12 protein-coding genes are annotated in these 13,031 nt (G+C 72.2%); 7 read left to right on the top strand and 5 right to left on the bottom strand.

All coding sequences use genetic code 11. From position 1 onward, the window contains the following. Positions 1 to 21: 21 nt before the first annotated feature. From NR112_RS04605 to NR112_RS04595, 3 genes are read left to right on the top strand one after another with little or no spacing between them, the layout of a single operon-like run. A complete protein-coding gene (locus tag NR112_RS04605) occupies positions 22 to 378 on the top strand; it encodes a twin-arginine translocase TatA/TatE family subunit (RefSeq protein ID WP_256792781.1) in 357 nt (118 codons plus the stop codon). A gap of 53 nt (positions 379 to 431) precedes the next feature. Continuing rightward, positions 432 to 2,246, top strand: a complete 1,815-nt coding sequence (locus NR112_RS04600; protein WP_256792780.1) for an ABC transporter ATP-binding protein — start codon at positions 432 to 434, stop codon at positions 2,244 to 2,246. Next, entirely contained in the window at positions 2,243 to 4,072 is a 1,830-nt protein-coding gene (locus NR112_RS04595) for an ABC transporter ATP-binding protein (protein ID WP_256792779.1), read from the top strand. The genes NR112_RS04600 and NR112_RS04595 overlap by 4 nt, the downstream gene beginning before the upstream one ends. Positions 4,073 to 4,264: 192 nt before the next feature. Here NR112_RS04595 and NR112_RS04590 read toward each other — a convergent pair whose 3' ends face one another. The 4 genes from NR112_RS04590 to NR112_RS04575 are packed head-to-tail and all read right to left on the bottom strand — an operon-like array spanning position 4,265 to position 8,084. Next, positions 4,265 to 5,407, bottom strand: a complete 1,143-nt coding sequence (locus NR112_RS04590; protein WP_256792778.1) for an Mrp/NBP35 family ATP-binding protein — start codon at positions 5,405 to 5,407, stop codon at positions 4,265 to 4,267. Between the two features lie 57 nt (positions 5,408 to 5,464). Then, positions 5,465 to 6,025 carry a DUF1003 domain-containing protein gene (locus tag NR112_RS04585; protein WP_056770855.1) on the bottom strand — a complete coding sequence of 187 codons (561 nt, stop codon included), beginning with the start codon at positions 6,023 to 6,025 and terminating at the stop codon, positions 5,465 to 5,467. Next, on the bottom strand, positions 6,022 to 7,329 hold the full coding sequence (locus tag NR112_RS04580; protein WP_256792777.1) for a magnesium transporter MgtE N-terminal domain-containing protein: 1,308 nt from the start codon (positions 7,327 to 7,329) through the stop codon (positions 6,022 to 6,024). Before NR112_RS04580 ends, NR112_RS04585 begins: the two co-directional genes overlap by 4 nt. Before the next feature lie 17 nt (positions 7,330 to 7,346). Continuing rightward, positions 7,347 to 8,084, bottom strand: a complete 738-nt coding sequence (locus tag NR112_RS04575) for a hypothetical protein (protein WP_256792776.1) — start codon at positions 8,082 to 8,084, stop codon at positions 7,347 to 7,349. Positions 8,085 to 8,173: 89 nt separating this feature from the next. On the opposite strand from NR112_RS04575, the gene NR112_RS04570 reads away from it, so the two are divergent. From NR112_RS04570 to NR112_RS04560, 3 genes are all read left to right on the top strand, one after another. Next, complete coding sequence (locus NR112_RS04570; protein ID WP_256792775.1) at positions 8,174 to 9,247, top strand: CoA ester lyase; 1,074 nt, start codon at positions 8,174 to 8,176, stop codon at positions 9,245 to 9,247. 5 nt (positions 9,248 to 9,252) lie between these two features. Further along, complete coding sequence (locus tag NR112_RS04565; protein ID WP_308336278.1) at positions 9,253 to 10,134, top strand: CoA ester lyase; 882 nt, start codon at positions 9,253 to 9,255, stop codon at positions 10,132 to 10,134. Positions 10,135 to 10,221: 87 nt separating this feature from the next. After that, positions 10,222 to 11,100: a GNAT family N-acetyltransferase gene (locus NR112_RS04560; protein ID WP_256792774.1), complete on the top strand. Its 879-nt coding sequence runs from the start codon at positions 10,222 to 10,224 to the stop codon at positions 11,098 to 11,100. Between the two features lie 9 nt (positions 11,101 to 11,109). Here the strand turns inward: NR112_RS04560 and NR112_RS04555 are convergent, their stop codons facing one another. After that, the gene (locus NR112_RS04555) at positions 11,110 to 11,895 is read right to left on the bottom strand and encodes an alpha/beta hydrolase-fold protein (RefSeq protein WP_256792773.1); all 786 of its coding nucleotides are present in this window, start codon (positions 11,893 to 11,895) and stop codon (positions 11,110 to 11,112) included. Positions 11,896 to 12,095: 200 nt separating this feature from the next. Between NR112_RS04555 and NR112_RS04550 the strand changes: the two genes are divergently transcribed. Further along, positions 12,096 to 13,013, top strand: a complete 918-nt coding sequence (locus tag NR112_RS04550) for an extensin family protein (protein WP_256792772.1) — start codon at positions 12,096 to 12,098, stop codon at positions 13,011 to 13,013. Positions 13,014 to 13,031: the final 18 nt, after the last annotated feature.

The following is a 13,031-nucleotide window of genomic DNA, read 5'->3' as shown; positions in this document are numbered from 1 at the left end:
TACGCGTGGAAGCGAGGGACTGTGTTCGACATCAACGGGTGGGAGCTGCTCCTGCTCGGTCTGCTCGCGATCCTCATCCTGGGTCCGGAGCGCCTGCCCGAGTACGCCGCCAAGTTCGGCAAGTTCGTCCGTCAGGCTCGCGGCATGGCCGACCGGGCCAGGCAGCAGCTCAAGGACGAGATGGGGCCCGAGTTCTCCGACGTCGACTGGCGGGCCTACGACCCGCGCCAGTACGACCCGCGCAAGATCGTGCGCGACGCGCTCTCCGCGCCACCCGACGAGGACGACCAGCCCTCGCCCGTCGTCGACAAGCCGGTGAGCACGCCGCGCGGCCACGACCCGTCGGTCCCGACGCCCTGGGACAGCGAAGCGACGTGAATCTCTGACCCAGAGGTAACTCTGTCGGTGGTCGGGGTTATCGTCACTCCTTGATGCCTGCTGATCCTGCCTCCCACCCGCCCGCCTCGGCCCGGTCGCTCTGGCGGCTGCGCGGCTACCTGCGCCCACACCGCTGGGCCCTCGTCGTCATGTTCGCCGCGTCGCTCGCCGGCGTCGGCCTCTCCATCGCCGTCCCCCTCGTGACACGGGCCGTCATCGACGGGCCGATCACCGAGCACGAGCTCGGGCCGGTCCTCCCGCTCGGCCTGCTCGCCCTGGCCCTCGGCGTGCTCGAGGCCGTCCTCATCTTCGTGCGCCGGTGGGTGCAGTCCAACGCCGTGCTGGGGCTCGAGACGCAGCTGCGCCGCGACCTCTACGAGCGCCTCCAGGCCCTGCCGATGAGCTTCCACACGCGGTGGCAGTCGGGGCAGCTGCTCTCCCGCGCGACGACGGACCTGTCGGCCATCCGCCGGTTCAGCGGTTTCGGCCTGCTCTTCCTCGTCGTCAACGTCCTGCAGGTCACGGCCGTCACGATCGTGCTCCTGACGATGTACTGGCCGCTCGGGCTCGTCGTGGCGATGACGGCGGTTCCCATCACCTGGCTCTCGATGCGCTTCGAGAAGGCCTATGTCGTGATGTCCCGGCGCGTCCAGGACCAGCAGGGCGACCTCGCGACCCAGGCGGAGGAGGGCGCGGTCGGCATCCGCGTCATCAAGTCCTTCGGACGCAGCGACCACATGGCCCGTCGCTACGACGACGCGGCGCTCGAGCTGCGGGCGACGAGCCTCGACAAGGTCCGCCTGTCGGCGAAGTTCTGGACCTTCCTCGAGGTCATCCCCAACCTCGCCGTCGTCGTCGTGCTCCTCCTGGGCGCCATCGGCGTGGGCCACGGCGACCTGACGCCCGGAGAGCTCGTCGCGTTCATCACGCTGATGCTCTCGCTCGTGTGGCCCGTGTCCTCCCTCGGCGTCATCCTCGCCATGGCGCAGGAGGCGATGACCGCAGCGGCCCGCGTCCTCGAGATCTTCGACACCGAGCCCGACATCGTCTCGGGAGCCGACGAGGCGGGGGCGCGTCGCGGCCACCTGCGCTTCGAGCACGTCGACTTCGCCTTCCCCGACGCGCCAGACCAGCGGGTGCTGCGCGACGTCAACCTCGACATCGCGCCCGGCGAGACCCTCGCGCTCGTCGGTGCCACCGGCTCGGGCAAGACCGCCCTCACCGCGCTCGTCCCGCGCCTCTTCGACGTCACGAGCGGCCGCATCACCATCGACGGCGTCGACGTGCGCGACCTCGAGCTGGCCGCGTTGCGCAGTGTCGTCGCGACGGCCTTCGAGGAGCCGACGCTCTTCTCGATGAGCGCCCGCGAGAACGTCACCCTCGGACGCGCCGACGCCTCGGAGGACGACGTGCTCGCCGCCCTCGAGATCGCCCAGGCGGACTTCGTCCACGACCTCCCCTGGGGTCTCGACACCCGCATCGGCGAGCAGGGGCTGTCACTCTCAGGTGGTCAGCGCCAGCGGCTCGCCCTGGCCCGAGCCGTCCTCGCCCGTCCGGCCGTCCTCGTCCTCGACGACACCCTCTCGGCCCTCGACGTGCACACCGAGAAGCTCGTCGAGGAGGCGCTGTCGAGGGTCCTCTCGGAGACCACCGGCCTCGTCGTGGCGCACCGCGCCTCGACGGTGATGCTCGCCGACCGCGTCGCGCTCCTCGAGCACGGCACCATCACCCACGTCGGCACCCACCGCGAGCTGCTCGACGGCGTCCCGGCCTACCGCGAGCTGCTCGCGGCCGACGCCGTGGAGGAGGCGGAGGCCTCCGCGACGGGCGGCCGCGCCACCGACGCGACCCAGGAGGTGCCGGCATGACCGCCTCGGCCCAGCAGTGGCGCGGCGTCGCCGCCGACGACATCGACGGCGACCTGACGGCCGAGACCTCCGCCCGGCTCGCCGGCCGCTCCAGGCGGCTGCTGCGCGACGTGCTCCGGCCGTGGCGCCCGGCGCTCTGGTGGCTCATGGTCGTCGTCGTCATCGAGAACGCCGCTCGGCTGTCGATCCCGTACCTCGTCAAGGTGGGCATCGACACCGGCATCCCGCCGATCCGGGAGTCGGGCGACCTCGGCCCGCTCCTGCTCGTCGTCGGGCTCGTCCTCGTCGCCACGCTGACGCAGGCGGTCTCGCGCAACCTCTTCCTCGTGCGCTCCGGCCTGATCGGCCAGGACATCCTGCTGTCGATCCGGCGACGCGTCTTCCGCCACTTCCAGCACCTGAGCCCGGCCTTCCACGACCGCTACACGTCCGGGCGGGTCATCTCCCGGCAGACCTCCGACGTCGACGCCATCTACGAGATGCTCGAGACCGGGTTCGACGGGCTCGTCACGGCCGCGCTGACCCTCGTGGGCACCTCCGTGCTGCTGCTCGTCCTCGACGTCAAGCTCGGCCTCGTGGCGCTGCTCTGTGGCCCCGCCCTCGCGCTGCTGACCAACTGGTTCCGCAAGGAGTCGGCCAAGAGCTACCGCGCCACCCGAGAGAAGGTCGCCCTCGTCATCGTCCACTTCGTGGAGTCGATGAACGGTATCCGGGCCGTGCAGGCCTTCCGCCGCGAGCCGCGCAACCAGGCGATCTTCGAGGACGTCAACGACCAGTACCGCCGGGCCAACCTCGTCGCGTTCCGGCTCGTGGCGTGGTTCATGCCGGGCATCCGGCTCATCGGCAACGTCACGATCGCCGTCGTCCTGGTCTACGGCGGCTACCTCGCCTACCAGGGCGAGGTCACCGTCGGGGTCCTCGCGGCCTTCCTGCTCTACCTGCGCCAGTTCTTCGAGCCGATGATGGAGATCTCGCAGTTCTACAACACCTTCCAGTCGGCCTCGGCCGCGCTCGAGAAGCTCTCCGGGGTGCTCGAGCAGGTGCCCGACGTCCCGGAGCCCACCGACCCCCTGCCACTCGTGGCTCCCCGGGGCGAGATCCGGTTCGACGACGTCCGCTTCGAGTACGTCGCCGGCACCGCGGTCCTTCCCGGTCTCGACCTGACCGTGCCCGCCGGGCAGACGGTCGCGCTCGTCGGCACGACCGGTGCCGGCAAGACCACCATCGCCAAGCTCGCCACCCGCTTCTACGACCCGACCTCCGGGACGGTGAGCCTCGACGGGGTCGACCTCACCCGGCTGGCATCCGACGACCTGCACCGCGCCGTCGTCATGGTGACGCAGGAGAACTACCTCTTCAGCGGCACCGTCGCCGACAACATCCGTTTCGGCCGGCCCGACGCCACCGACGACGAGGTCGAGGCGGCGGCCCGCTCGATCGGCGCGCACGAGTTCATCGCGGAGCTGCCGCAGGGGTACGCCACGCCGGTGTCCAACCGGGGTGGGCTGCTGAGCGCCGGTCAACGCCAGCTCGTCGCCTTCGCGCGCGCCTTCCTCGCCGATCCCGCGGTGCTCATCCTCGACGAGGCGACGTCCTCGCTCGACGTCCCCTCCGAGCGGCTCGTGCAGCAGGCGCTGGGGACGATCCTCGCCGGGCGCACCGCCATCGTCATCGCGCACCGCCTCTCGACGGTCGAGATCGCCGACCGGGTGCTCGTGCTCGAGCACGGCCGCATCGTCGAGGACGGGACGCCCCACGACCTCGTCGCGGCCGGCCACGGCCGTTACTCGGACCTGCACCGAGCCTGGGTCGACTCGCTCGCCTGACCCGAGTCAGCCGGCCCGACCCCGCCGGTCACCGCGACCCCGCCGGTCGCGCGTCCCCGGGCGCTCGTCGTCGTCTAACGCGGCGTTCGGCCGCGAACTCCGTGTTCGAGCAGAACTTTCGCCACCGAACGCGGCGTTCGGTGGCGAAAGCGAGGGGGATGGGGTCGGGGTCAGTCGGGTCTGTCGGGTCGGTCAGCGGCCGGCGGGAGTGAGGCCGAGCGAGCGGCCGGCGAGGCCGCGGGCACGCGAGCCGAGCGTGCGGGCGATGCCGCGCAGCGCGACGGCAGCAGCGGTGTCGGGATCGCCGAGCACGACCGGGGTGCCGTTGTCGCCGCCCTCACGCAGGCGCGTGTCGAGGGGGATCTGGCCGAGCAGCTCGACCGGGGCACCGATGCTCTTCGTCAGCGAGTCCGCGACCGCCTGCCCGCCGCCCGAGCCGAAGATCTCCTGGCGGGTGCCGTCCGGCAGCTCGAGCCAGCTCATGTTCTCGATGACGCCGACGACCCGCTGGTGGGTCTGCAGGGCGATCGAGCCGGCCCGCTCGGCCACCTCGGCGGCGGCCTGCTGCGGGGTCGTCACGACGAGGATCTCGGCCGTCGGGATGAGCTGCGCTACCGAGATCGCGATGTCGCCGGTGCCGGGCGGCAGGTCGAGCAGGAGGACGTCGAGATCGCCCCAGAAGACGTCGCCGAGGAACTGCTGGAGCGCGCGGTGCAGCATCGGGCCACGCCACACGACGGGCTGGTTGCCGGGCACGAACATGCCGATCGAGATGACCTTCACGTCGTGGCTGATGGGCGGCAGGATCATGTCGTCGACCTGCGTCGGTCGCTGCTCGACGCCGAGCATGCGCGGCACCGAGAAGCCGTAGACGTCGGCGTCGACGACGCCGACCCGCAGGCCCTGCGCGGCCATCGCGGCGGCGAGGTTGACGGTCACCGATGACTTGCCGACGCCGCCCTTGCCCGAGGCGACGGCATACACCCGCGTCAGGCTGTTGGGCCTGGCGAAGGGGATCTCCTTCTCCGGGGCGCCGCCACGCAGCTGCGAGCGCAGCTCGGCGCGCTGCTCGTCGCTCATGACGTCGAGCTCGACCTCGACCGAGGTCACGCCGTCGAGGGCGAGGAGCGCGTTGCTCGAGTCCTTGGTGAGCGTCTCCTTCATGGGGCAGCCGGAGACGGTGAGGAAGATCGCGAGGTCGACCTTGCCGGTGTCGTCGATCTCGACCGACTTGACCATGCCGAGCTCGGTGATCGGCTTGCGGATCTCGGGGTCGTTGACCTTCGACAGCGCCGTGAGCATGGCGTCACGGCTGGGCAGTGCGGCGACAGACATGTGTTCCATCGTATGCCGCCGTGCCGGGCCCCCGGACCACGGCCGGGGTGCGCTCGCTCACGGTCGGTGCCGGTTGTCCTTGGGCTCGTCGTCGGCGCCGCGGACGATCCCGCGGTCCTCCATCTCCTCGAGCAGCGAACGCAGCTCGGAGCGCACGAAGTCACGCGTGGCCTGCTCACGCAGCGCGAGCCGCAGCGAGGCCACCTCGCGGGTCAGGAACTCGGTGTCGGCGAGGTTGCGCTCGTCGCGGGCCCGGTCCTGCTCGAGGGCCACGCGGTCGCGGTCGGCCTGACGGTTCTGCGCGAGCAGGATGAGCGGCGCGGCATACGACGCCTGGAGGCTCAGCATGAGCGTCAGGAAGATGAACGGGAACTCGTCGAAGACGAGGGCCGGGGGCGCGAGGACGTTCCACGCGATCCACGCGGCGACGAAGACCGTCATGCCGATGAGGAACTGGGCGGTGCCCATGAAGCGGGCGAACTGCTCGGACAGGACGCCGAAGGCCTCCTGGGTCAGGGTGATCCGCGGCAGGACCCGGGCGCGCTTCTCCTGGGGCTGGTCGAGCTTGTCTCCGCGGACCGCCCGGGCGCCGGGACGACGCTCGGCGCGCTCGCTCACGGCTTCACCCCCAACTCGTGCCGCTCCTCACGCCAGTCCTCCGGGAGGATGTGGTCGAGCACGTCGTCGACGGTGACCGCTCCGATGAGGCGTCCGTCGTCGTCGACGACGGGCAGCGAGACGAGGTTGTAGGTCGCGAGGGTGCGCGTCACCGTCTCGAGCGACGCGGTGGCCACGACGGGCTCGATCTCCTTGTCGATGATCGACCCCACGGCGCCGTGCGGCGGCTCGCGCAGCAGGCGCTGGATGTGGACGAGGCCGAGGTAGCGGCCGGTCGGGGCCTCGAGCGGCGGGCGGCAGACGTAGACCATCGACGCGAGCGCCGGGGCGAGCTCCTCGCGACGCACCGTCGCGAGCGCCTCGGCGATGGTCGCCTCGGGGCCGAGGATGACGGGCTCGGTCGTCATCATGCCGCCGGCGGTCTTCTCGTCGTACGCGAGCAGGCGACGCAGGGGAGCGGCCTCGTCGGGCTCCATGAGCTGGAGCAGCTCCTCCGCCTGCTCGGGCGGCAGGTCGGCGAGCAGGTCGGCGGCATCGTCGGGCTCCATCGCCTCGAGGACGTCGGCGGCGCGCTCGTTGGCCAGGCCGGCGAGGATCTCGACCTGGTCGTCCTCCGGCAGCTCCTCGAGGACGTCCGCGAGGCGCTCGTCGTCGAGCGCGGCGGCCACCTCGGCCCGGCGCTTGGGGTTGAGGTCGTGGATGACCTCGGCGAGGTCGGCGACCTTGAGGTCGTCGTAGGTCTCGAGGAGGCGCTCGGCGCTCTGGGCGCCCGCCTGCTCGTGGAGGCCGACGACGTCGCGGATGTCGACGAGCATCGTCTTGCCCGACCGGCGACGCGTGAGCCGGGACATCGCCTTCGAGGCCGACGAGACCCCGGCCGGTGCCTGCCGGACGAAGACCCGGGTGCCGAGCCAGTCGCGGCGCGGACCCTGCTCGATGGCGAGGTCCTCGACGAGCGAGTCGGCGAAGCCGGCCTCGACGGCCTCGGCGGTCGTGACGCGGACGGTCCGGTCGAACAGCTCGGCGGCGACGAGGACCTCGTTGGTCCGCTGCTCGAAGCGGCGCATGTTGACCAGGCCCGTCGTGATGACGGCGCCGGCGTCGATCGAGGTCACCCGGGTCATCGGCACGAAGACGCGGCGGCGACCGGGCACCTCGACGACGAGGCCGATGACGCGGGGCTCGGGTCGGTTGACCGAGAACATCACGACGACGTCGCGGACGCGCCCGACCTGGTCACCGAGCGGGTCGAAGACGCTCAGTCCGGTCAGGCGCGCGACGAAGACGCGGGTGCTCGCACTCATGGCCCAAGGCTATGGGGTCAGCGTCCGCGGCGACGGGTGCCACGTCGCTGGCGCTTCTTGCGCAGCTTCGCTCGCTCCTTCGCGGCACGTCTGCCGGCCTTGACCTCGTCCCGGGCGCGCTTGCGCTCGGCCTTCTCCTCACCGCGCCCACCCCAGTGCCACGGGCGCCACGACGTCGTCGTCGCGGCAGTGCGCGCCGGGGGCTCGCGGTGGTCGTGGGCGGCATAGGCCCCGGGGGACTCGAGCGGGCTGTCGAAGGGCACGAGCGCGGTGACGGTGCACTCCGCCGCCCAGCGGGTCAGGGAGTCGTCGACCGAGTTGAGTCGCGACGCCCGGAGCAGGTCGGCGGCGCGCTGCCACTCGGGGGTCCCGGGCTCGAGGACGTGGACGTGCGCGCGGACCGTGAGCAGGCGGCCCCCGGTGTCCTTGCTGCGCAGGATCACCCTGACCTCCTTGGGCAACCACGGCAGCGGCTGCTCGCCCGGTCCGCTGACGACGAGGGCAGCCCCGTCGTCCCACACGTGCCAGGCCGGCCACGTACGGTCGTCGGCGACCTCGATCCAGAGCAGACCGGACTTCGCCATCGCCTCGCCGAGCAGGGCGGCCGCTGAGGCGGCGGCCGCGTCCGACTGCGAGTCGGACTGGGGGTCGGGCGCTGGCGCGGACGGCACCTGATCGGTGCCGGTCTCCGTGCTCTTCTTCGGGCTCGTCCCTGCGCCGTGCTCGGTCACAGGCTCGGTCGCGCGCTCGGTCACACCGCCACCTTAGTGATCCCGCCCTCATCGGCGGCGCGCGTGACTGTCGTCATAACGCGGGCCGTCCGGGCGTTGCTACGTTGACGCCCATGCGCAGCGCCAAGGACTTCTTCCGGCCGCTCGCGGTGGGGGCACCGACGCCCCTGACGCAGGTGCCGGCCCGCCCGTCCCGGGTCATCCACTTCTTCGACCCGAGCAACCCGAAGATGGCAGCCAAGGTGCCGGACCTCGTCGGGACCGTCGACGTGCTCCTCGGCAACCTCGAGGACGCCGTCAAGGCCGACCGCAAGGAGGCGGCCCGCGCCGGCCTCGTCGACATCGCGAGGGCCACCGACTTCGGCGAGAACACCCAGCTCTGGACGCGCATCAACGCGCTCGACAGCCCGTGGGCGCTCGACGACCTCACGACCCTCGTCACGGAGATCGGCGACAGGCTCGACGTCGTCATGGTGCCGAAGGTGCAGGGCGCCGAGGACATCCACTACGTCGACCGGCTCCTCGCCCAGCTCGAGGCGAAAGCCGGCCTGACCCGTCCGATCCTCGTGCACGCGATCCTCGAGACGGCGCGCGGCATGGTCAACGTCGAGGAGATCTGCGGCGCCTCGCCGCGCATGCAGGGCCTGTCGCTGGGCCCGGCCGACCTCGCGGCAGACCGACGCATGAAGACGACCCGCGTCGGCGGCGGGCACCCCGGCTACCTCGTGCGCACCGACCCCGTCGACGGAGACATCACGGGAGCGCGCGCCACGGCGCAGCAGGACCTCTGGCACTACACGATCGCCCGCATGGTCGATGCGTGCGCCATGCACGGGATCTACCCGTACTACGGACCGTTCGGCGACATCCAGGACGTCGTCGCGTGCGAGGACCAGTTCCGCAACGCCTTCCTCCTCGGCTGCGTCGGCACGTGGTCGCTGCACCCGGTGCAGATCGAGATCGCCAAGCGAGTCTTCAGCCCGTCGGCCGAGGACGTCACGCACGCTCGCCGCGTCGTCGCCGCCATGGGCGACGGCACGGGTGCCGTCATGCTCGACGGCAAGATGGAGGACGACGCGAGCCTCAAGCAGTGTCTCGTCATCGTCGAGCTCGCCGAGCGCCTGTCCCAGACCGACCCCGCGCTCGCCGAGCTGTATGCCGTCGAGCCCGCCACGCAGGAGGGCTGACTGCCGTGCCCGTCGAGACCGACGCATACCGCCCGCGCCGCTCGGTGCTCTACATGCCGAGCTCCAACGAGCGCGCACTGGAGAAGGCGAAGACCCTTCCGGTCGATGCCCTCATCCTCGACCTCGAGGACGCCGTCGCGCCCGACGCCAAGGAGCAGGCGCGCGAGAAGGCTTGTGCCGCAGTGCAGTCCGGAGAATACGGCCGCCGCGAGGTGACGATCCGGATCAACGGCCTGGGGTCGCAGTGGCACGACGCCGACCTCTCGGCGGCGGGCGCCGCCGGACCTGACGCGATCGTCGTGCCCAAGGTCGGCTCGGCCGACGAGGTGCGCGGCCTCGTCGCCGCGATGGAGGCCGCCGGCGCTCCGGGGCACACGCGGCTCTGGGCGATGGTCGAGACGCCGGTGGCCGTGCTGCACGCCGAGGAGATCGCGCGCGCGTCCGACCGGCTCGGCTGTCTCGTGCTCGGCACGAACGACCTCTACAAGGAGCTCGGAGCGAGCTACGCCCCCGGGCGGGCCGCGATCCAGACCTCGCTCCAGCTCGCGGTCCTCGCGGCGCGGGCCGCCGGGGTGGCCGTCCTCGACGGCGTCTACAACGACGTGAAGGACGCCGAGGGCTTTCTCGCCGAGGCGCACCAGGGCCGGGAGATGGGCTTCGACGGCAAGACGTTGATCCACCCGGGGCAGGTCGAGACGTGCAACGAGGTCTTTGCCCCGAGTGCCGAGCAGGTGGAGCAGGCGCGGGCCGTGATCGAGGCCTTCGAGACCGCGCAGGCGGAGGGCAAGGGCGTCGTCACCCTCGACGGGAGGCTCATCGAGAGCCTGCACGTCGACACCGCCCACAAGGTCCTCGCCACCGCCGAGGCCATCGCCGCGCTGTCCTGACGAGACCGCCGACCACTCGCGCGGCGGAGCGGGGTGCCGTCGCAAAACGAGGTGTGTGCTCGTCCGGTGACGGTGTTGGATCAAGACATGTCGATCGAGCTGAGCGCGCCGGGAGTCCATGGCCTCGTCGAGACCGTGCACGCGATGCGCGAGTGGCAGCAGGACGGGATGCCGGTCCAGCTGCACCCCGGCGACCTCGGCTGGAACTGGAGCTTCGGCGCCGCCACGACCGCGGCGGCCGTTCGCACGTGGAGCCGCGACGGGCGCCTCGTCGCCGTCGGGTTCCTCGACGACCCGCGCGTGCTCCGGATGGCGATCGCGCCGGAGTCCGGTGACGACGAAGAGCTGGCGCAGCAGCTGCTCTCCGACGTGTCGCGCCCCGAGCGTGGCGTGCTGCCCGCCGGGGAGGCCTCGGTCGAGGCGCGTTTCGGTGATGCCTTCCGCGCCTCCCTCGCGGCCGATGGGTGGGCCGAAGGAGACCCGTGGACGCCGCTCGTCCGTGACCTGGCCGAGCCCGTCGAGGACAGCGGACTGCGCGTAGAGGTCGTCGGCACAGACCCGGGGCCGGAGCGGCTCCGGGACCGGGTGGCGGTCCAGCGCGCGTCGTTCGAGACCTCGACGTTCAGCGAGGACCGTTGGCGGGAGATGGCCTCCGGGCCGGCCTACGCCGACGCGAGGTGCCTCGTCGCCTACGACGCGTCCGGAGCCGCGGTGGCCACCGCCACGGTGTGGTCGGCCGGCCCGGGCCGACCCGGTCTCATCGAGCCGTTGGGGGCGCACCGCGACCACCGGGGCCGCGGCCACGGACGCTCGATCACCCTCGCGTGCGCGGCCGCCCTCCGGGAGCTCGGCGCGTCGAGCGCCCTGGTCTGCACTCCGAGCTCCAACGTCGGTGGTGTCGCCGCCTACGTCTCGGCCGGCTTCCGCCGCCTGCCGGACTCCCACGACCTGCACCGCACTGCGTGAGGCGGGGCGTCAGGACCGGGCTGCGGCCCACGTCATCTCGGCGCTGATGTTGCCCCTCCAGAAGTCGTCGTCGTGACCACCCGGGGTGAAGTGGGCCTCGCTGCCCGGAAGGCGCTGGGCCAGAAGGCGGTTCGCGGCGATGAACGGGTCGGCTGCGCCGCAGTCGAGCCTCACCGGAATGCCCCGCAGCCGGTCCAGTCGGTTGAAGACCGAGTGCCGGTCGAAGTCGGCCCGCCCGTCGTAGGCCCGGGCAGGCGTCTCGCTGCCCTTCCGCCAGAGCGCCGCGCTCGCGGCGACGACGCCGCTGACGCGAGGACGCCCGAGCTCGCTCGCGATGAGGAGCGCACCGAAGCCGCCCATCGACCACCCGAGCAGGACGACCGGCGACGAGGGCGGCAGCCTGCAGGCCTCGAGCGCCATCGGCACGAGCTCGTCACGGACCATGGCCCCGGTGTCGCTGCCGTCGCGGCGTGGGTGCCAGTAGCTGTTGCCCCCGTCGACGGAGACCAGCGCCATCCTCGTGGGCTCGACGGCATCGCCGAAACCGAGGTTGAACGCGTCATCGGCGCCCCCTCCGAAACCGTGCAGCGCCACGACGAGGCCACGCGGTCGGCTCGCGCGGGGCACGGCCAGCCGCCAGCGCGGGGCCTCGACGCCGAAGTGGTTCGAGAGCACCCCCTCGCTGGGGATCGGCCCGTCCGTGGCGGAGCAGCCGCCGAACCCGGTCGTCGCCGTCGCCAGCCCGAGCGCCGCGAGCAGGACGACGCGTCGAGACGGCCCGGTGTCGGAGGACATGCGGGGAGCGTAGGACTCAGGCGGCCTCTCGACGGGGCGACGCGCGCCGGGACGCACCCGGCATACGGGAACCGCCCCGAGCGGTGTGGTCGGCGCGGCGATGCGCTCCCGGGACGGCGCCCCGCGCTGGCTTCCTTCAGTCTGCCCATCGGCTTCGTTCGCCGGGGGACACTCTGACCGCCTCGCACGTTGGACCAGGCGTGGGCCAGCAGATGCAGTCAGGGGAGCCGGCGGCCCGGCGCCCCGACCCGAACGCGCCGCGGTCGGGTCAGAGCGGACTGACCCGCCGGCGCCTGCTCACCCTCGGCGCGGTGGGTGCCGTCGCCGCCGGAGGGGCGTATGCCGTGTCGCGCGGTCCCGGCCTCGCGTCCCTCCCGCAGCTGACGGGTCTGGGCGAGCCGACGCCGCCGGAGCTGCGCATCGACCCGCAGCCCGTGGACCGCTCGGCCCTGCAGGCGAGGCGGCGCATCGGGGCCGCGGCGTACGTCTACGAGGTGACGGCCCGTCCCGCCAGGTACTACGTCACCGAGCAGTTCGGGGCGCGCCTGGACCAGTGGCTGGCCCTGCACCGGCGCCACGTCGGGCAGGTGCCCGACGAGGTGCGCTGCTACGGGGGCTGGGTCCGCGGCAGGGCGACGTCCTGGCACAGCTCGGGGGAGGCCATCGACATCGCGCGGCTGCGCGCCGACGGACGCGACCTGACGAGCCTGCGCTACGACCTGTGGCGTGACGCGCCGGCACCCGAGCTGCGGCGTCGCCTCGCCCTCTACTGGCGCACGGCCGCCGGGCTGCACCACGAGTTCGCCGACGTGCTGACCTACCTCTTCGACGCGGCGCACAGCAACCACATCCACGTCGACCTCGGCCGGTTCGGACCGGAGCGTCCGCGCCTGATCCGCCGTTCCGACGCCCAGGTGCAGGCCGTCCAGGCGATGTGCCGGCAGGTCTGGGGTCGCACCGACGTGCAGATCACCGGCGACTTCGACGACGTGACCCGGGAGGCGACGAGCCGCATCCTCGAGCAGGCCGGCAGCCCCGGGGAGCTCGGCGACAGCCGGGAGGCCTGGCAGGCCTTCATGGTCGCCACCATGGAGCAGGCCCAGCCGGAAACGAGGTGACGGCGCCCCCGGAGCCGA

This window comes from Terrabacter sp. Ter38 (genome assembly GCF_024519435.1).
In the GTDB taxonomy this organism is placed as follows: Bacteria; Actinomycetota; Actinomycetes; order Actinomycetales; family Dermatophilaceae; genus Terrabacter.
This window is presented reverse-complemented; position numbering and strand designations above follow the sequence as displayed.